The 18,293-nt window shown below is 52.6% G+C and carries 18 protein-coding genes and 5 tRNA genes; 2 read left to right on the plus strand and 21 right to left on the minus strand.

Annotated elements, in window-relative coordinates; all coding sequences use genetic code 11:
* Positions 1–178: 178 nt before the first annotated feature.
* On the plus strand, positions 179–931 hold the full coding sequence (gene gpmA / locus IMQ33_RS21720) for a 2,3-diphosphoglycerate-dependent phosphoglycerate mutase (RefSeq protein ID WP_024483132.1): 753 nt from the start codon (positions 179–181) through the stop codon (positions 929–931).
* Positions 932–985: 54 nt separating this feature from the next.
* Here gpmA and IMQ33_RS21725 read toward each other — a convergent pair whose 3' ends face one another.
* The 3 genes from IMQ33_RS21725 to aroG form a co-directional block, all read right to left on the minus strand.
* Positions 986–2,017, minus strand: a complete 1,032-nt coding sequence (locus tag IMQ33_RS21725) for a M48 family metallopeptidase (RefSeq protein ID WP_186486076.1) — start codon at positions 2,015–2,017, stop codon at positions 986–988.
* Positions 2,018–2,027: 10 nt separating this feature from the next.
* Entirely contained in the window at positions 2,028–3,206 is a 1,179-nt protein-coding gene (locus IMQ33_RS21730) for a YjgN family protein (protein ID WP_196062009.1), read from the minus strand.
* A 367-nt stretch (positions 3,207–3,573) separates the two neighbouring features.
* Complete coding sequence (gene aroG, locus IMQ33_RS21735) at positions 3,574–4,629, minus strand: 3-deoxy-7-phosphoheptulonate synthase AroG (protein ID WP_065686447.1); 1,056 nt, start codon at positions 4,627–4,629, stop codon at positions 3,574–3,576.
* A gap of 208 nt (positions 4,630–4,837) precedes the next feature.
* Here aroG and zitB point away from each other — a divergent pair, with 208 nt between their 5' ends.
* On the plus strand, positions 4,838–5,776 hold the full coding sequence (zitB, locus tag IMQ33_RS21740) for a CDF family zinc transporter ZitB (protein ID WP_196062010.1): 939 nt from the start codon (positions 4,838–4,840) through the stop codon (positions 5,774–5,776).
* Positions 5,777–5,807: 31 nt separating this feature from the next.
* On the opposite strand, the gene pnuC is transcribed toward zitB, so the two are convergent.
* The 18 genes from pnuC to cydA all read right to left on the minus strand — a co-directional run bounded on the left by pnuC (position 5,808) and on the right by cydA (position 18,098).
* Positions 5,808–6,533: a nicotinamide riboside transporter PnuC gene (gene pnuC / locus IMQ33_RS21745; protein ID WP_196062011.1), complete on the minus strand. Its 726-nt coding sequence runs from the start codon at positions 6,531–6,533 to the stop codon at positions 5,808–5,810.
* A 31-nt stretch (positions 6,534–6,564) separates the two neighbouring features.
* Complete coding sequence (gene nadA / locus IMQ33_RS21750; RefSeq protein WP_037375120.1) at positions 6,565–7,626, minus strand: quinolinate synthase NadA; 1,062 nt, start codon at positions 7,624–7,626, stop codon at positions 6,565–6,567.
* A gap of 537 nt (positions 7,627–8,163) precedes the next feature.
* Positions 8,164–8,239 (minus strand) — tRNA-Lys (locus tag IMQ33_RS21755).
* Positions 8,240–8,315: 76 nt separating this feature from the next.
* Positions 8,316–8,391 (minus strand) — tRNA-Lys (locus tag IMQ33_RS21760).
* A 167-nt stretch (positions 8,392–8,558) separates the two neighbouring features.
* Positions 8,559–8,634: transfer RNA gene (locus tag IMQ33_RS21765), tRNA-Lys, on the minus strand.
* Between the two features lie 7 nt (positions 8,635–8,641).
* A tRNA-Val gene (locus tag IMQ33_RS21770) sits at positions 8,642–8,717 on the minus strand.
* A gap of 153 nt (positions 8,718–8,870) precedes the next feature.
* A tRNA-Lys gene (locus tag IMQ33_RS21775) sits at positions 8,871–8,946 on the minus strand.
* Between the two features lie 193 nt (positions 8,947–9,139).
* Entirely contained in the window at positions 9,140–9,943 is an 804-nt protein-coding gene (cpoB, locus tag IMQ33_RS21780) for a cell division protein CpoB (RefSeq protein ID WP_021805256.1), read from the minus strand.
* Positions 9,944–9,952: 9 nt separating this feature from the next.
* Entirely contained in the window at positions 9,953–10,462 is a 510-nt protein-coding gene (gene pal, locus IMQ33_RS21785) for a peptidoglycan-associated lipoprotein Pal (protein ID WP_065686444.1), read from the minus strand.
* Between the two features lie 47 nt (positions 10,463–10,509).
* Positions 10,510–11,802 carry a Tol-Pal system beta propeller repeat protein TolB gene (gene tolB / locus IMQ33_RS21790; RefSeq protein ID WP_065686443.1) on the minus strand — a complete coding sequence of 431 codons (1,293 nt, stop codon included), beginning with the start codon at positions 11,800–11,802 and terminating at the stop codon, positions 10,510–10,512.
* A 195-nt stretch (positions 11,803–11,997) separates the two neighbouring features.
* The gene (tolA, locus tag IMQ33_RS21795; RefSeq protein WP_196062012.1) at positions 11,998–13,203 is read right to left on the minus strand and encodes a cell envelope integrity protein TolA; all 1,206 of its coding nucleotides are present in this window, start codon (positions 13,201–13,203) and stop codon (positions 11,998–12,000) included.
* 78 nt (positions 13,204–13,281) lie between these two features.
* Positions 13,282–13,710: a colicin uptake protein TolR gene (gene tolR / locus IMQ33_RS21800; RefSeq protein ID WP_024529347.1), complete on the minus strand. Its 429-nt coding sequence runs from the start codon at positions 13,708–13,710 to the stop codon at positions 13,282–13,284.
* Between the two features lie 16 nt (positions 13,711–13,726).
* Positions 13,727–14,410, minus strand: a complete 684-nt coding sequence (gene tolQ / locus IMQ33_RS21805; RefSeq protein ID WP_024483139.1) for a Tol-Pal system protein TolQ — start codon at positions 14,408–14,410, stop codon at positions 13,727–13,729.
* Positions 14,407–14,814, minus strand: a complete 408-nt coding sequence (ybgC, locus tag IMQ33_RS21810; protein ID WP_021805263.1) for a tol-pal system-associated acyl-CoA thioesterase — start codon at positions 14,812–14,814, stop codon at positions 14,407–14,409. The genes tolQ and ybgC overlap by 4 nt, the downstream gene beginning before the upstream one ends.
* Before the next feature lie 133 nt (positions 14,815–14,947).
* Positions 14,948–15,244 carry a cyd operon protein YbgE gene (ybgE, locus tag IMQ33_RS21815; RefSeq protein WP_024529346.1) on the minus strand — a complete coding sequence of 99 codons (297 nt, stop codon included), beginning with the start codon at positions 15,242–15,244 and terminating at the stop codon, positions 14,948–14,950.
* A complete protein-coding gene (gene cydX / locus IMQ33_RS21820) occupies positions 15,244–15,357 on the minus strand; it encodes a cytochrome bd-I oxidase subunit CydX (protein WP_021805265.1) in 114 nt (37 codons plus the stop codon). Before cydX ends, ybgE begins: the two co-directional genes overlap by 1 nt.
* A 17-nt stretch (positions 15,358–15,374) precedes the next feature.
* Positions 15,375–16,514 (minus strand): cytochrome d ubiquinol oxidase subunit II, encoded by a 1,140-nt coding sequence (cydB, locus tag IMQ33_RS21825; RefSeq protein ID WP_065686442.1) that lies wholly within the window; start codon positions 16,512–16,514, stop codon positions 15,375–15,377.
* Between the two features lie 15 nt (positions 16,515–16,529).
* Positions 16,530–18,098, minus strand: coding sequence for a cytochrome ubiquinol oxidase subunit I (cydA, locus tag IMQ33_RS21830; protein ID WP_065686441.1), 1,569 nt, complete (start codon positions 18,096–18,098; stop codon positions 16,530–16,532).
* Positions 18,099–18,293 lie beyond the last annotated feature (195 nt).

The following is an 18,293-nucleotide window of genomic DNA, read 5'->3' on the forward strand; positions in this document are numbered from 1 at the left end:
ATTGGCTATGGTTAACACTATGCCCAGTGGCAGTAAGGGTTAGACAATGTCGCGCGTCGTACGAAACCCTCGACTTTTAGTGGATATATTCACGGGTATATCGATTGCCGAGTGAGTAGCAGCGGAATATAATGATATTCGTTATCATTAAACCTTCAGATTATTAAGGAGTTAAGCTATGGCTGTAACTAAGCTGGTTCTGGTGCGCCACGGCGAAAGCCAGTGGAACAACGAAAACCGCTTCACCGGTTGGTATGATGTCGATCTGTCCGACAAAGGCCGTACCGAAGCAAAAGCAGCGGGCAAGCTGTTGAAAGACGAAGGGTTCTCTTTCGATTTCGCTTACACCTCCGTACTGAAGCGTGCTATCCACACTCTGTGGAACATTCTGGACGAGTTGGACCAGGCCTGGCTGCCTACCGAAAAGTCCTGGAAGCTGAACGAGCGCCATTATGGCGCGCTGCAGGGTCTGAACAAGGCTGAAACCGCAGAAAAATACGGTGACGAGCAGGTCAAACAATGGCGCCGCGGCTTCGCAGTCACTCCACCAGAGCTGACCAAAGAAGATGAGCGCTACCCGGGCCACGATCCGCGTTATTCAGCGCTGAGCGATAAAGAGTTGCCGCTGACCGAAAGCCTGGCGTTGACCATCGATCGCGTTATCCCTTACTGGGACGAAGAGATCCTGCCACGCATCAAGAGCGGCGAACGCGTGATCGTCGCGGCTCACGGTAACTCCCTGCGTGCGCTGGTGAAATATCTGGATAACCTGAGCGAAGACGAAATCCTCGAGCTGAACATCCCAACCGGCGTGCCGTTGGTGTATGAGTTCGATGAGAACTTCAAGCCAATCAAACGTTACTACCTGGGTAATGCCGATGAGATCGCAGCCAAAGCTGCCGCCGTCGCCAACCAAGGTAAAGCGAAGTAAGTTTTCGCCCCTGATAAGCAACAAGCCCCCGGTGTTGAGCCGGGGGCTTTTTTATTACTCTTTGATCCTGGCCGCTTCGATAGCCTGCAAACGCGCCTGCATCTCTGGATGGGTGCTTAACCATTCCGGCACTTCCAGTGCCACGGTTGACGTGCTTGCCGCCTGTTGCAATGCGCGGTAAAGATCTTCCATCGCCAATAACGAACGCCCCTGGCGCTGCATTTCTGCGATTGCCCAGTCGTCCGCCTCACTTTCCACGCTGCGTGAGAACTGCATTTCATGCACAAATGAGGCTGATTGCAGCAAGGTATCGCCGATGCCGCTGACATCACCTGTCATCCACATAAACGTCAGTGCCACCAGGGATGAACGCACCACCATGCGCATGGGATGACGGTAAGCATGATGCCCCATTTCATGGAGCATCACCGCGGCCAGGCCGTCGTCATTGGTTGCCAACTTGGCCAGATCGTCGGTGATCACCAAAGTCCCGTCAGGTAACATGAACGCATTGGCAACCTCTGGCACCGCCAGCAATTTCAACTTGAGCGGAGTGCGCTCTTGCCGCATCTGCTCCGGCATCACCTGTAAGAACAGCTTCTGTATCGCTTGCTGTTTCTCAGCGGGCAATTGCGACGGCTTGAAGCCACTGGTTTGCAGGAAATCGAGCGTATGCTTACCCAGCTTCTGTTCGGCCACAGTAGGAATGCGCATGGCGATTTCACTGCTCACCCAAGGGAGTAGCAGGAAAACATAGGCCAGGGTCAACAGAACGGTTAGCAACAACGTCAGCAACACGCCACGCTTATATCGCTCTAAGCGGTGCACCAGCCCCGGTGAACGGCGTTGATAAAACCACTGGCGGAATGACGCATCATCGGCAGGCACAAACCGGCCACCGTCTGGGAAGGTCAGGGTCAGCGGAATGCGGCCCAATGACTCGGAAACGGTAATTTGCGCTAAAGAAAAATAGCGATGTTCGCCATCATATTGCAGCGTTACTCCATCGCCCATATCGTTTAACAGCAGCCGGGCCGCCTGTTGGGCGGCCCGGCCAGGGCACTGATAGTGTCCTTCAAGGATCATCAGTCTTTACTCAAAAACTGGTGCCCAGATCGAGCGCCTGTACGGCTTCTTCAGCGATAGCGGTATTAGCCGTATCGTGATGAGCCTGTACCGACAACAGCGACAGATCGCCTTCAACCTGAGTTGACTCAGCAATATAGCGAGCATGGCGTACGTGGGCCACCGGAGCTGCAAGGCCCAATGAGAAGACGGTGATCAGGCTGTTGGTGATCAACAGTCCCATATACGGCAGAGTCTGCATGGAAGAACGCAGTTTAACCTCACCTTGCAAGGTGGTTTGGTTAAACACGTAGTTACGCTGAGCGACAACCATATAACTGCTGGAAACCATCACACCTAGCAATAGCACCAACATCATCATGAACAGGCTACCAATATTACTTGCCATCTGGGCTTGCAACATTGCATCTGACATACCGCCAAACAGCGCCATTTGGAATAAGCTGACAAAGAACGAGCCAACCAATACCAAGGCGATGACCAGGAATGGCAAGAAGATCAGCAGGCTGAACAGTGCAATCTTAATGAACTCCGCTTTCTTGAATTGGGCGACAAATGGTGAAGTGCCAAAACGCAGGTTGTTCACATACAGATCATGTTGCAGGGTAGCCAGGATTCCATTGATCGCGGCCAGCATCGGCACAAACAGGATGACCGTAATCGCTGCCAGCACAACGATCGCAGTTGGGCTGCCCAAACTGCTGCCAATCGCACCCAATACGATCATAACCGCATACAAGCCAATCACTAGCAGTATCGGGCAGAACAGTAATACCCAGTAGGCGCGCCCGGTTTGGCATAAGTAATTGAAGCGAACACCACGATAGCTAGACATAATAGCGTTATAACGCCAGCTACGGATAATAATCCAAGGGATCAACGCAAGGAGTGCCAGCATGGCAATCATGCCAAGCAATGGGTTGATAAATAGAAGAATATAGAACAGGATCACAGCGCCGATCACCAGCAGACGGCCCTTGAGGATTTGCATTGGCTGCGCGTGGTAATCAAAGCGGTCGCCATTCAGTTCGGTATTGCCATAAAAATAACGACGGCGACGCACCGTTGCCCAGGCTGAGTATATTCCCAACGTAATAGCCGTCAGTAATATGTTAACCAGCCAGATTGCGAAATACTCCCCACCCGTACCACGAAAATAAATTTGATGCCGAGAACTATTGTTTTCCATCAGCTATTCATCCTGAAATTAAAGTCATTCACCATCATGCCCTTATTTTTAGATTGGGTATTTTGGTTGTAAAAAACGCATCATCATAATCATACCGCGCGTCAAGAGCAAATTGTGTTTAAGTAGTAACAGTTGCGCGAGATGAAAAGCAGCGGTGGGCCAAATAAGATGTTTCCTGGAAATAAAAGTATGGCCGGCAACACCAACTTATTATCATCAGAAAAGGCCCAGCAGAACGAGGAAAGCTCTACGAAATTAGTATAATGTCAGATTTTATTCTGGTGTTATTGTTGCAGGAGTCAATTCTTAAAATAACCCTAAGGGTTGGGCCCCACAGCACTACTGCAGGGCCACAAACACGGGTAGCTTATCGGCTACGGCGCGCCTTCACCGCTGCGGCCAGATCGCGCAGTACGGTTTCGGTATCTTCCCAGCCAATACAGGCATCGGTCACGCTTTTGCCGTAAACCAGCGGCTCGCCGCTTTCCAGGTTTTGATTTCCTTCCACCAGGTGGCTTTCGATCATCACCCCGATAATGGCTTTTTCACCACCACGCAGCTGCTGGCAAACGTCCGCGTTCACCTCCAGCTGTTTTTTAAACTGCTTGCTGCTGTTGGCGTGGCTGAAGTCGATCATCACCTGTGCAGGCAGGCCCGCTTTGGCCAGCCCCTCTTTCACTTCTTTCACATGGGCAGCACTGTAGTTTGGCTCTTTGCCGCCACGCAGAATAATGTGGCAATCGCCATTGCCGCTGGTGTTAACAATCGCGGAATGACCCCATTTGGTGACGGACAGGAAACAATGCGGTGCGCCAGCGGCATTGATAGCATCGATCGCCACCTTGATGGTACCGTCGGTGCCGTTTTTGAAGCCCACCGGGCAAGACAGGCCAGAGGCCAGTTCACGATGCACCTGGGATTCCGTGGTGCGTGCGCCGATCGCTCCCCAGCTCATCAAATCTGCCAGGTATTGCGGAGTGATCATATCAAGGAACTCGCCCGCAGCAGGCAACCCGCCGTCATTGATATCCAACAGCAGCTTACGCGCCAGGCGCAGGCCTTCGTTAATCTGGAAGCTGTTATCCATCTGCGGATCGTTGATCAGCCCTTTCCAGCCAACGGTGGTACGTGGCTTTTCGAAATAGACCCGCATCACCACTTCCAGCTCACCGTTGAGCTCCTGGCGCAGGGTCATCAGGCGCGCAGCATACTCTTTCGCCGCTTTGGTATCGTGAATGGAACAAGGCCCAATCACCACCAACAGGCGATCGTCATTGCCACGCAGGATGTTGTGGATCGATTGGCGAGCCTGTGACACCGTCTCTGCTGCCTGAGCCGAAGCCGGAAACTTTTCCAACAGGGCCACCGGCGGCAGGAGTTCCTTGATTTCTTTAATACGTAAGTCGTCGTTTTGGTAATTCATCACTTTTCCATTCGGTATCGGGTGTATCGCACAGCGCGTAGAGTAGATTTTACCAATCTAGCCTGTGAGGCTGGCGCTGTAAATCACCTTTAGATCCCATAATCACCATCGGCAAATATTCAGCTCTCTAGCAAGGCCGCCTATAATGAGCTAAGTAACGGCCAAACTTAGACTTTGGCACCCGACAAATTTTGCAAAAGGATAAGTAATGTCTGGAGCTTCTCATGTCCATCAGCCTAAAGACGGCAACAGTAAGCGCCTACTAGCCGCATTTTTAGTCACTACCCTCTTCATGGTTGTCGAGGCCGTGGGCGGATTACTTTCTGGCTCACTGGCGCTGCTGGCAGACGCCGGGCATATGCTGACGGATTCCGCCGCCCTGCTCGTCGCGCTGATGGCGGTGCACTTCTCACAGCGTAAACCCAACGCCCGCCATACTTTTGGCTATCTGCGCCTGACCACGTTGGCCGCCTTTATCAATGCGGCCGCATTACTGCTGATCGTCGTATTCATCCTGTGGGAGGCCGTACGGCGTTTCTTCGAACCACAGCCAGTGATGGGTACCCCAATGCTGGTGATCGCCGTAGCGGGTCTGCTGGCTAACCTGTTCGCCTTCTGGCTGCTGCACCGTGGCAATGAAGAGAAAAATATCAACGTACGTGCCGCCGCCCTACATGTTCTTGGCGACCTACTCGGCTCAGTCGGTGCGATCGCAGCAGCCATCATCATTCTCACTACCGGCTGGACCCCCATCGATCCGATACTCTCGGTCCTGGTTTCCTGCCTGGTGTTGCGCAGCGCCTGGCGCCTGCTGAAGGAGAGTTTCCATGAACTGCTGGAGGGAACGCCACAGGAGATAGATATCACTAAACTGCAAAAGGATCTGTGCCTGAATATTCCGGAAGTGCGTAACATCCATCATGTGCATGTCTGGCAGATTGGCGAACAAAGGCTGATGACGCTCCACGCCCAAGTGATCCCACCCCACGATCATGACGGGCTATTACGCCGCATCCAGGCCTATTTGCTGGAGCATTACCAGATTGGCCATGCGACGATCCAGATGGAGTACCAGCATTGTGATACCCCTGACTGCGGCATTGCGAGTGACCACTCACACTCCAATCATCTGGGGCATCATCATTAACATCCAAGGGCGCTTGTTACGCCCCTCGGTACTAAGGTGCTGAAGAAAGCGGTTGGGAGTGATTCTTCGAGGCACTGCGTATCCATAGCCAAGAGCCATTGAGAGCAATCAGCGTCAAGATGACGTATTCCAGCGCCATGGCATAGACGCCCTGGTAAGCAAAGATCGCCACGCTGATCACATCAATCACTACCCATAGCAGCCAGTTTTCAACGTACTTGCGCGTCATCAGGATCATGGCGACGATAGACAGCACCATCATGGCGGAATCCCAGAACGGGAACGCGTCCGGTTGCAGTTCTGGCATCTGTACGTTAAGACCCAACCCCTGCATGACCGCCACCGCTATTTGTGTCAGGTAGGCAAATACCCGGTCGATATTAAACGTCATCAACGCGATACCAATCACGCACACCGCCCCCCATGCCAAAGCTTTAGGCAGTGGCAACCAACGGATCTGCAATTCGGCCTGATTATCCTGCGTCTGGCGGCTCCAGGCATACCAGCCGTAAATATTGGCCACGAAGAAAAACAGTTGCAGCAACAGGCTGGCGTAGAGTTGGATCTGAAAGAAGATCACCGCAAACAGCGTGACGTTGATCAGGCCAAACAGGTAGTTGATGATTTTCTCTTTGCTGGCATACCAGATACAGAGTAAACCAAACAGCGTACCGATGGCCTCAATCCACGACAGGTCATAACCCCCTGCACCAATCGGAATGTGGACCAGAATGTTGCCGGTGCTGAAAAAGCTCATATGTCTTCCTTATAAAAACGTCAGCCTGGATTCAGGCGTTGCCTTTAACCTGCATTTTCAACTGCGCTGCAAAGTCCAGCATGCGGTTGAGCGGAATAAGCGCCTGATCACGCAGTGCGCCATCAACAAAAATCTCATGCTGTGAACCCCCTTGTTCCAGCCCTTCGGCAATAGCCTTCAGGCCGTTCATCGCCATCCATGGGCAGTGGGCGCAACTACGACAGGTGGCACCCTCACCGGCAGTAGGGGCTTCAAACAGTTCTTTATCCGGACAAGCTTGCTGCATCTTGTAGAAGATACCGCGATCGGTGGCCACGATCAGTTGCCGGTTAGGCAAGGTTACCGCCGCCTGGATCAGTTGGCTGGTCGAACCGACGGCATCAGCAAGATCGACGATCGCCTGCGGTGACTCTGGATGCACCAGTATCGCGGCCTCCGGATATAGGGCTTTCATACGTATCAGCGCCTGGGTTTTAAACTCGTCATGGACGATGCAGGCCCCTTGCCAGCACAGCACGTCTGCACCGGTCTGTTTCTGCACATAGTTGCCCAGATGGCGATCCGGCGCCCAGATGATTTTCTCCCCCAGGCTATCGAGATGTTCAATCAGCTCAACGGCAATGCTGGAAGTGACCACCCAATCGGCACGCGCTTTGACGGCTGCTGAGGTATTGGCGTAAACCACCACTGTCCGATCAGGATGGCTGTCGCAGAATGCGGCAAACTCCGCCTCGGGACAACCGAGGTCCAGAGAGCACTCGGCATGCAGCGTTGGCATCAACACCTGTTTTTCTGGGCTAAGGATTTTGGCCGTCTCCCCCATAAAACGCACGCCAGCAACCAGCAATGTCGACGCAGGATGTTGGCTACCGAAACGTGCCATCTCCAGTGAATCGGCGACACAACCGCCCGTCTCTTCGGCCAGTGCCTGGATTTCCGGATCAGTGTAGTAATGAGCCACCAGGACCGCATCACGCTGCTTGAGCAAGGTTTTGATCTTCTGCCGATAAAAAGCCTTTTCTGCGACGTCTAACGGCACCGGTTTCGGCGGGAATGGGTATATCGCCGCATTGACATCAAACATTTCACTCATCACTGTTATCTCTATGCTAGGCTGTGGGTCTGCTTTTAGGCCGTATCCTGCCGCTTGCTCAACCACCTCGTTTTATATACTAAACAAAATACCTAATTTTTAGCTAAAAGTCGCTGAACATTTCTTGATACGGGCAGATTTGTTTAATGGGCTGAAATTTTGGTTGAAATGAAGGGGAGAGATTGGATACAAACCTATGAATTGGGTGAGATTGTAATCGATAGGTTCAAAGGCAAGGTTAGGGAGGACTATGAGCGAGACGCGATGGTCTGGCAGGATGACCGGCTGACGCCGTTGTCTCGCAAGCGAGACTCGAACCTGAACGCAGGCTCTCACCCGCACGACTGGTGCAATATGGTGCGCTGGAGTTTGGAATTTAGTATTTTGGAATTTTTAAGATGGTGGGTCTGGCAGGATGACCGGCTGCCGCCGTTGTCTCGCAAGCGAGACTCGAACCTGAACGCAGGATCTCACCCGCACGACTGGTGCAATATGGTGCGCTGGAGTTTGGAATTTAGTACTTTGGAATTTTTAAGATGGTGGGTCGTGCAGGATTCGAACCTGCGACCAATTGATTAAAAGTCAACTGCTCTACCAACTGAGCTAACGACCCACTGATGTGGTTTACTGCTTAACCGCGTTAGCAACGAGAGGGGCTCGGCTGCAATTTTTACCAATTCATCAAGAATTGGTGGGTCGTGCAGGATTCGAACCTGCGACCAATTGATTAAAAGTCAACTGCTCTACCAACTGAGCTAACGACCCACTGACGTGGTTTACTTCTTAATACGAGAGCAACGAGGAAGGACTCGACTGCACATAATGGTGGTTCTGGCAGGATTAACGGCTATTACCGTTGTCTTGCTTCGCTCGGTTCGAACCTTTAACGGTTCTCATCCTCACGATTCTAGCTTTACCAACCCATTAAGAATTGGTGGGTCGTGCAGGATTCGAACCTGCGACCAATTGATTAAAAGTCAACTGCTCTACCAACTGAGCTAACGACCCACTGTCGTGGTGGGTGATGACGGGCTCGAACCGCCGACCCCCTCCGTGTAAAGGAGATGCTCTACCAACTGAGCTAATCACCCACTGTCGTGGTTACTGCTCCACTCTTTACCAATTCACTATGAATTGGTGGGTCGTGCAGGATTAGCGGCCATGCCGTGGTCTCCCTACGGTCGGCTCGAACCTTTGACGGTTCTCATCCTTCACGATTCCAGCTTTACCAACCCATTAAGAATTGGTGGGTCGTGCAGGATTCGAACCTGCGACCAATTGATTAAAAGTCAACTGCTCTACCAACTGAGCTAACGACCCACTGTCGTGGTTTACTACTAATTTCCTAGCTGCTTTAACATCTTGCAAGTTGTCTTGGCAACGGCGGCATATATTACTAATTTATCTCAGCAGCGCAACCTAAATTTTGGCGCAATAGGTTCAACTGCTTGTTCTTCACGCGAATGAGCCCAGAATTCGGTCAAATCGACTAACTTCTGGGCTCAGTTTTTACTTACAAACTCGCTTCGCGTTTCTTGGCCTGCTTGGCCGCATCGCTGGTCGGGTACGATTTGATCACCTGCTGGTAAACGGCTTTGGCTTTATCAGCCTGCCCTTTTTCCTGCATGATCACCCCAACTTTATACATTGCGTCCGGCGCCTTGGGTGATTTTGGGTAACTCTTAACCACCACTGCATAATAGTATGCCGCGTCTTCCTTCTTACCCTTGTTGTAGTACAACTGGCCCAGCCAATAGTTGGCATTAGGCAGGTAAGTGGATTTCGGATACTGCTTTATGAAAGCCTGAAAAGCGGAGATCGCCTGGTCATACTGCTTTTTTTCCAGCGCCAGTGAAACAGCGGCGTTGTAGTCGCTGTTTTCATCGCCCGTACTAGCCGCAGCGGCTGTCGCACCCGCAGGAGCGCTGCCAGCGCCGTCAGAGGACGCCGCGGCGGCTGTACCACCTGCGGCCCCTGCTGCTGCACCAGCGGAATTCTGTGCGCCACCCTGGCTAAGGCTATCCATCTGTTGATAGATCTGTTTCTGGCGTTCAACCACCTGATTCAACTGATACTGACTTTCCTGGATCTGCCCACGGAGCGTATCGATATCGCGTTGGTTGTCAGAGAGTTGTTGCTGGAGTTGGTTCAAAAGCTGGCCCTGAGCATTACTGATACGCTCAAGTGATGTGACACGGTCTTCGACCGAGCCGGACCCGACATTACTGATTGGCGCTTGGGCAGTAGCGGCCCATGGGACCGCTACGCCAACCAGTAACGCCAGACTCAACAGGTGACGTCTGAAGTTACTGTTCATGCGATTCTCTTAGTAAACCAGAACGGCACGACGGTTTTTAGCATAGGCTGCTTCGTCGTGGCCCAGTACTGCTGGTTTTTCTTTACCGTAAGAAACGATAGAGATTTGGTCAGCAGAAACGCCTTTGCCTTGCAGGTACATTTTAACTGCGTTAGCACGACGCTCACCCAGAGCGATGTTGTATTCTGGCGTGCCACGCTCATCCGTATGACCTTCAACAGTCACTTTGTAGGATGGGTTGTTACGCAGGAAAGCAGCATGCGCATCCAGCATCTGAGCGAACTCAGAGCTGACGTCATATTTGTCCAGGCCGAAGTAAACAATGTTGTTACGTTGCAGTTCTTGCATCTGCAGACGTGCTTGTTCTTCAGAAGACAGGTTGCTGCTGCCGTTTTCTGTACCAGTGCCAGCGCCCATACCGGATTGATCGTTATTAGCGCTTTTGTTAGAACTACAAGCTGCTACAGCCAGAACTGGCAGTGCCAGCAGAAGCCCTTTCAGCACTTTGTTCAGTTGCATTTCTTTGATCCTTTTATAGTTTTTGCCATACATATTTTAAACATGCATCACAGATACGGCGACCAGGAAGGGGATTTTACCTGTCCATCAGTTGCCGGAAGACGCGCTTTGAAGCGCCCATCAGTCGATACCAACTGCAGCACGGAGCCCATACCTTGCGTGGAGCTATAGATCACCATGGTGCCGTTTGGTGCGATACTAGGCGATTCATCCAGGAACGTGTCCGTTAATACTTGAACGGCTCCCGATCCGAGATCTTGTTTGGCGATATGCTGAGCCCCATTATTGGAGCTTACCATCACCAGGAATTTACCATCAGAACTCACAGTGGCATTCTGATTCTGGGCACCTTCCCAGGTCAGACGTTGTGATGCACCACCATTGGCACTGATTTTATAAATCTGAGGACGCCCGCCCTGGTCAGAGGTAAAGGCCAGAGACTGGCTGTCCGGGAACCAGGAAGGTTCGGTATTATTGTTGCGACCATCGGTAATCTGAGAGATCTGGCCAGAAGCCAGATTCATCACATACAGGTTCATGCTACCGCTTTTAGACAAGGCGAAAGCCAAACGAGTACCGTCTGGAGAGAAGGAAGGCGCACCATTGTGACGTGGGAATGAAGCCACCTGACGGATTGCACCATCAGACAGATTCTGGATCACCAGCGCTGATTTACCGCTCTCAAAAGTCACGTAGGCCAGTTTGCTGCCATCCGGCGACCAGGCTGGTGACATCAGTGGCTCTGGTGAACGATGTACTGGAACCTGGTTATAGCCGTCGTAATCCGATACGCGCAGTTCGTACGGGAATTTCCCGCCGTTGGTCTGCACCACGTAAGCGATGCGGGTACGGAATGCGCCCTTGATGCCGGTCAGCTTCTCAAATACGCCATCGCTGGCGGTATGAGCCGCATAACGCAGCCACTGTTTGGTCACTTTAAACTGGTTTTGGGCCAATATTGTGCCAGGCGAACCTGAAGTATCGACCAGTTGGTAGGAAACCAGGTAGCTGCCGTCGGCACCAGGTTGAACCTGACCAACCACTACGGCGTCGATGCCCAGCGCAGTCCAGGCCGCCGGCGTCACTTCAGACGCGGTGGTTGGCTGCTGCGGCATACGTGCCACATCAATCGGGTTGAATTTGCCACTATTACGGAGATCTGCGCCAACGATCTGGCCAACATCTTCCGGAGGCGTGCCTGGGCCCGCCCATTTAAAAGGCACCACACCAATCGGGCGAGCAGAGTCGACCCCTTGGGTGATTTCAATGCGAACTTCCGCGTGCAGCACGGATGCCCAGAGAACAATAAGACCTAACGCTACTCGAAATGCCTGCTTCATCTCATCTCCCTTATCCAGGCGGTATGCCTGCGATAATTTAGCAGAATTTTAACAAACCAACGCCAACAACACTACATATTCCCTGTTGGTTACCTTGGTACATCCATGCATTTTACTCGGTTTAAGACAATCACTATTGAGGCTTAAATGTAAGAGGAGCATTCTTAAATGCCTAATACACTGTCCGATAAGCAATCACCGAGGATTAAAGTCAATTGGCGCATTTTTATATGCCTCGTAAACTTCCTTACTTGGCGGCTTAGGTATTTTCGCCTGTCGAGCTGCTGCTTCAGCTGCTTGACAAAGTGCTGGATCCCCCCCTTCGATTTTCACATCGATAACGAGGCCATCTGGAGCAAGATTGATCCTCAAGGTACAGGTACGCCCCTTGTACGAGGTCCAATCGTAAAATTTATTCTTCACGGCATTCTGTATCTGGATACCATAGCTGGCCAAATCGGCACCGCTTGCCCCCGCAGTTTTGGCATTACCCTGCCCTGCCGGTTTACCGTCACCTTTAGCCTTGGCACCGCCACCTTTCGGCGCGTTTTTACCATCGGCCAAGCTACCGAATAAGTCATCTACATCAGCAGACTGTTTAGCTGCTTCAGCTGCGGCCTTCTTCTTGGCATCTGCGGCTTTCTTGGCGGCAGCAGCCTTCTCGGCAGCGGCGGCTTTTTTCGCTTCTTCTGCGGCCGCTTTCTTCTCGGCGTCAGCAGCGGCTTTCTTCTCTGCGGCTTCAGCAGCCTTCCGTTCAGCGGCCGCGGCGGCTTCTTTCTTCGCCTCTTCCGCCTGCTTTTTAGCAGCGGCGGCAGCGGCAGCTTCTTTCTTGGCTTCCGCTTCGGCTTTCTTCTGCGCGTCTGCCTGCGCCTTGGCTATTTTATCCGCCTCGGCTTTGGCTTTCGCCGCAGCTTGCTCGGCTGCCTTCTGTTGTTCTTTGGCCTTCGCCGCAGCGGCTTCTGCTGCTTTTTGCTGCTCAGCGGCCTGCTGTTGCTGCTCAGCGGCTTTCTTCTGCTGTTCGGCCTGTGCCTTGGCGTCCTGCGCGGCTTTTTCCTGCGCGGCCAAACGCTCTTGTTCCAGTTCTTTCAGGCGCTGCTGTTCCGCAGCCTGCTTCTGCTGCAGCTCTTCAGCCTGCTGCTCCGCCTTCTTCTGGCGCTGCTTTTCTGCACGCTGTGCATCGCTACTCTGTTGCTGCTGGCGGTTGTACTGCTCTACCACCGCCCCTGGATCGACCATCACGGCCCCGACCACGGAACCATCACCGCCGCCGCCTGCACTACTCATTTCAGTATTTTCGTACAGCGAACCCCAAATCAACAGGGCAATCAATAGAATGTGCAGAACCACCGAAACAATCACGGAACGGTTCAGCTTATCATTTTGCTCAGTTGCCTTTACCAAAATAGAATCCCAAAAACTGCTGCTTAAACGGGGTTCCTGCACCACAGTGCAGGAACCGGGTTGCCACTGACCTTACGGTTAGATTGGCTGGGTCATTAACCCTACGGAAGCGACACCCGCCTGATGCAGAATATTCAATGCCTTGATAATCTCATCGTACGGTACTTCCTTGGCCCCACCGATCAAAAACACCGTCTTCGGATTAGCTGCCAGACGCGACTTGGCTTCGGCCGCCACCTGCTCAGGCGGCAACAGCTCCATACGGTTGTGATCAACCACCAGGGTGTACTGACCTACGCCGGAAACTTCCAGGATCACCGGTGGATTATCGTCGCTGGACACCGTCTTGGAATCGGTGGCATCAGGCAAATCAACTTCAACGCTTTGGGTAATGATTGGCGCGGTTGCCATAAAGATCAGCAACAGCACCAACAAGACGTCCAGCAGCGGAACAATGTTGATTTCCGACTTCAGCTCACGCTTGTTACGACCACGAACTTTCGCCATGCTACCCTCCTACTTCCTATTTGCTGTCGCTGGAGAAGGCCTGACGATGCAGAATAGCGGTGAACTCTTCCATAAAGTTGTCGTAATTCTGCTCAAGCTTGTTAACGCGCTGGTTTAGACGGTTATAGGCCATAACGGCAGGGATCGCGGCAAACAGACCGATGGCCGTGGCGATCAACGCTTCGGCGATACCCGGAGCGACCATCTGCAAGGTGGCTTGTTTTACCGCGCCCAGGGCGATAAAGGCGTGCATGATCCCCCAAACGGTACCAAACAGGCCGATATACGGGCTGATGGATCCCACGGTGCCGAGGAAAGGAATGTGGTTTTCCAGCGTTTCCAGCTCACGATTCATCGAAATACGCATCGCACGCGTTGCCCCTTCGATCACCGACTCCGGCGCATGGCTGTTAGCGCGGTGCAAACGGGCAAACTCTTTGAAACCGGAATGGAAAATCTGCTCTGAGCCAGTCAGGCTATCGCGACGCGCCTGGCTTTCCTGATACAGACGGGAAAGCTCGATACCAGACCAGAATTTGTCTTCGAAGGCTTCGGCGTCGCGAGTGGCCGCATTGAGGATGCGGGTCCGCTGGATGATAATCGCCCAAGAAGCCACTGAAAAGCATATCAAAATCAGCATGATAAACTTGACCAGCAGGCTCGCCTTCAAGAATAGATCTAGGATGTTCATGTCAGTCACTGCTTAAACTCCGCGACAATAGACTTAGGAAGCGCTATCGGCTTCATTTGGTGTGGATCAATGCATGCAATCAATACATCGGCCTGACTCAAGAGAGTACCGTCAGAATTAACAATGCGTTGAGCAAACGTAAGAGAAGCCCCGCGTATTGAGGTGATTTTGCTCTGCACTTCCAGCAGATCGTCAAGACGAGCTGGTGACAGATAATCCACCGTCATACGCCGGACAGCGAAAGCGACATGTTCTTCACTGAGCAGCTGCTGTTGATGAAAGTTATGTTGACGCAGCATCTCGGTGCGCGCTCTTTCATAAAAAGCGACGTAACGGGCATGGTAGACCACACCACCGGCATCGGTGTCTTCAAAGTAAACACGAACCGGCCATCGAAACAACTTATTACTCACGAGACTTCCAAACCAAGGCAATTGAACGCTTGCTACTATACGCAAGACGGATCGGGTTGGGAATGGGTTACTGAATGGGAATGAAAATAATTATGGGCCTGAACGGCCCATAACAGGGGGGATGCGTAATAGATTATAAAGAAACGTAAAGTAATCCTGCGGCCAGGATCACAATTGCAGGTAATGGCGCGAAAAATGCACGCCAAAACGTGCTCTGATGCCGAAAGCCGACACCGTGAATGATGCCCGCACACACCGCCCAGATCAGCAAGATGCCCTGCCAGATCTCTAACGAGCTGGTACGTGCTGCAAAACGGCTAGGATCCCAGAAGATACATCCCGCCAAAATCACCGCCAACACCAATGAAAGGGCCCGAACCGGGCCCTTGTCGGTGATAGCGTACAGCTTATCCACCAGTGACGAACTCATCACTTACCGTCTTGCTGCGCTTTTGAATCTTCACTGTGCTCAAGCGCCAGCGCCGTGATGATACCGAAGGCACAGGCAAGAAGCGTTCCGAGGATCCAGGCAAAATACCACATGGTTTAGCTCCTTTTGCTTAATACAGCGAATGCTTATTTTTTTCGATGAAGTTCTTATCCAGGCGACCAAACATTTTGTAGTACGCCCAAGCGGTGTACGCCAGAACGATTGGCACGAAGATAATGGCAACAACGGTCATCACCTGCAGCGTGAACAGGCTGGAAGTCGCATCCCACATGGTCAGGCTGACGTTAGGCACGGTGCTGGATGGCATAACGAACGGGAACATGGTTACCCCAGCCGTCAGGATCACACAGGCAATCGTCAGTGATGAACTCAGGAACGCCATCGCAGCCTTGTCCAAACGGGCAAACAGGATAGTGAACAGTGGCAGAACCACGCCCAACGCCGGCAGTGCCCACAGGATTGGATACTTGTTGAAGTTGATCAACCAGGCACCCGCCTGATGAGCGACTTCTTTACGCAGTGGGTTGGATTCCGCTGCCGTATCCAGTGCTGAGGTGATCACGAAACCGTCGATACCTTTCACCAGCCAGATACCCGCCAACAGGAAGCATACGCCCATCACCAGCGCAGAAATCTGCGCCGCAGCGCGTGAGCGCAGGTGAATCTCGGCAGTGGTACGCATCTGCAGGTAGGTTGCCCCCTGGGTCACCAGCATGGTCAGGCTGACAATACCGGCCAGCAAACCAAACGGGTTCAACAGTTGGAAGAAGTTGCCGGTATAGAACAGACGCAGATATTCATCGATATGGAACGGTACGCCCTGTAACAGGTTACCGAACGCCACGCCGAATACCACCGCAGGCACGAAGCTACCGACAAAGATGCCCCAGTCCCACATGTTACGCCAGGTGCTGTTTTCCAGCTTCGAGCGGTAGTCAAAACCGACCGGGCGGAAGAACAAGGCAGCCAGCACCAGGATCATGGCCACATAGAAACCAGAGAACGCGGCAGCGTAGACCATTGGCCAGGCGGCGAACAATGCGCCACCGGCGGTAATCAGCCACACCTGGTTACCGTCCCAGTGCGGGGCAATGGCGTTGATCATTACCCGGCGCTCGGTATCGGTTTTACCGATGATGCGCATCAGAATACCGACACCCATATCGAAACCATCGGTGACGGCGAAACCGATCAGCAGGACGCCAACCAGGAGCCACCAGATAAATCGCAGAACTTCGTAATCAAACATATCTTGGACTCCTGTTTAGCGCGCTTCCTGCACGGCGGCAGTCGGTTGTTCAAAGTGGTAGCGGCCAGTTTTCAGGCTGCTTGGACCCAGACGTGCAAACTTGAACATCAGGTACATTTCAGCCACCAGGAACAGGGTGTACAAGCCGCATATCAGCCCCATCGAGAACAGAATGTCGCCTGCGGTCAGCGAAGAGGTGGCGACTGCGGTTGGCAGTACCTCACCTATCGCCCACGGCTGACGGCCATACTCCGCCACGAACCAGCCCGCTTCAACGGCAATCCAAGGTAATGGCAGGCCGAACAGCGCAGCACGAAGCAGCCATTTCTTCTGACCGATACGACCACGTACTACGCTCAAGAATGACAGGCCGATAATAAACAGCATCAGCACACCACAGGCCACCATGATACGGAAGGCGAAGTACAGTGGAGCAACGCGCGGAATAGAATCTTTGGTTGCCTGCTGGATCTGCGCTTCCGTTGCGTCGGTGACGTTTTCGGTATAGCGCTTGAGCAGCATGCCGTAGCCAAGATCCTGTTTGGTATCGTTGAATGCGGTACGCACTGCAGGATCGGTATTACCGCCACGCAGCTCTTCCAGCAGTTGGTAAGCCTTCATACCGTTACGGATACGCACCTGGTGCTGTGCCATCAGATCGCGTAGGCCGATAACCGGGGTGTCGATAGAACGGGTAGCAATCAGGCCGAGCGCCCAAGGAATTTGAATCGCGAAGGAGTTCTCCATTTTCTCCTGGTTCGGAATACCGAACAGGGTAAATGCGGCCGGAGCCGGTTGAGTTTCCCATTCGGCTTCAATGGCAGCCAGTTTGGTTTTCTGCACGTCCCCCATTTCGTAACCGGATTCATCACCCAGCACGATAACGGAAAGGATAGCAGCCATACCGAAGCTGGCAGCAATGGCGAACGAACGCTTGGCAAAAGCAACGTCACGCCCTTTCAGCAGATAGTAAGAGCTGATACCCAGCACGAACATCGCGCCGGTGGTGTAGCCAGAAGCTACGGTGTGAACGAACTTCACCTGTGCAACCGGGTTGAAGACCAGCTCGGAGAAGCTGAGCATCTCCATACGCATGGTTTCAAAGTTGAAATCGGAAGCGATTGGGTTTTGCATCCAGCCGTTGGCGACCAGGATCCACAACGCAGACAGGTTTGAGCCGAGGGCAACAAACCAGGTGACCGTCATGTGCTGGATCTTGCTCAGGCGATCCCAGCCGAAGAAGAACAGACCGACCAGCGTCGATTCCAGGAAGAACGCCATCAGACCTTCGATAGCCAGCGGGGCCCCGAAGATGTCACCGACGTAATGAGAGAAGTACGACCAGTTGGTCCCGAACTGGAACTCCATGGTCAACCCGGTGGCCACACCCAGAGCAAAGTTGATTGCAAATAACTTGCCCCAGAATTTGGTCATATCTTTATAAATTTGTTTGCCGGACAGCACATATACGGTTTCCATAATTGCCAGCAAAAACGCCATACCCAGCGTTAATGGGACAAATAGGAAGTGGTACATCGCCGTTAAAGCAAACTGTAAGCGCGACAGTTCGACAATATCAAACATCTTGACTCCTTGCTCCTCGCAGGAAGACTCCGACTTGCGGTTATCGGTATTACTCCCGAAAGAGTAGCCGGTAACGCCCCGCAGTGAATGCCCTTAAACACAACAAAATTTGATCCAGCCTCTCCGCTTTCAACCGTACGTTCAGAGCCAGACCACCAGGGGGCGGGAGCAAAACGCACCAATGAAAACCGACAG

The sequence above is a fragment of the Serratia sp. Res13-Sevr-LER1-36-b genome (assembly GCF_015673035.1).
GTDB classification, from domain to species: domain Bacteria; phylum Pseudomonadota; class Gammaproteobacteria; order Enterobacterales; family Enterobacteriaceae; genus Chania; species Chania fonticola_C.

Bases quoted from the DNA above. Each gene is read 5' to 3' on its own strand.
- gpmA (WP_024483132.1), top strand. From the start codon at position 179: ATGGCTGTAACTAAGCTGGTTCTGGTGCGCCACGGCGAAAGCCAGTGG.
- IMQ33_RS21725 (WP_186486076.1), bottom strand. From the start codon at position 2,017: ATGATCCTTGAAGGACACTATCAGTGCCCTGGCCGGGCCGCCCAACAG.
- IMQ33_RS21730 (WP_196062009.1), bottom strand. From the start codon at position 3,206: ATGGAAAACAATAGTTCTCGGCATCAAATTTATTTTCGTGGTACGGGT.
- aroG (WP_065686447.1), bottom strand. From the start codon at position 4,629: ATGAATTACCAAAACGACGACTTACGTATTAAAGAAATCAAGGAACTC.
- zitB (WP_196062010.1), top strand. From the start codon at position 4,838: ATGTCTGGAGCTTCTCATGTCCATCAGCCTAAAGACGGCAACAGTAAG.
- pnuC (WP_196062011.1), bottom strand. From the start codon at position 6,533: ATGAGCTTTTTCAGCACCGGCAACATTCTGGTCCACATTCCGATTGGT.
- nadA (WP_037375120.1), bottom strand. From the start codon at position 7,626: ATGAGTGAAATGTTTGATGTCAATGCGGCGATATACCCATTCCCGCCG.
- cpoB (WP_021805256.1), bottom strand. From the start codon at position 9,943: ATGAACAGTAACTTCAGACGTCACCTGTTGAGTCTGGCGTTACTGGTT.
- pal (WP_065686444.1), bottom strand. From the start codon at position 10,462: ATGCAACTGAACAAAGTGCTGAAAGGGCTTCTGCTGGCACTGCCAGTT.
- tolB (WP_065686443.1), bottom strand. From the start codon at position 11,802: ATGAAGCAGGCATTTCGAGTAGCGTTAGGTCTTATTGTTCTCTGGGCA.
- tolR (WP_024529347.1), bottom strand. From the start codon at position 13,710: ATGGCGAAAGTTCGTGGTCGTAACAAGCGTGAGCTGAAGTCGGAAATC.
- ybgE (WP_024529346.1), bottom strand. From the start codon at position 15,244: ATGAGTTCGTCACTGGTGGATAAGCTGTACGCTATCACCGACAAGGGC.
- cydX (WP_021805265.1), bottom strand. From the start codon at position 15,357: ATGTGGTATTTTGCCTGGATCCTCGGAACGCTTCTTGCCTGTGCCTTC.
- cydB (WP_065686442.1), bottom strand. From the start codon at position 16,514: ATGTTTGATTACGAAGTTCTGCGATTTATCTGGTGGCTCCTGGTTGGC.
- cydA (WP_065686441.1), bottom strand. From the start codon at position 18,098: ATGTTTGATATTGTCGAACTGTCGCGCTTACAGTTTGCTTTAACGGCG.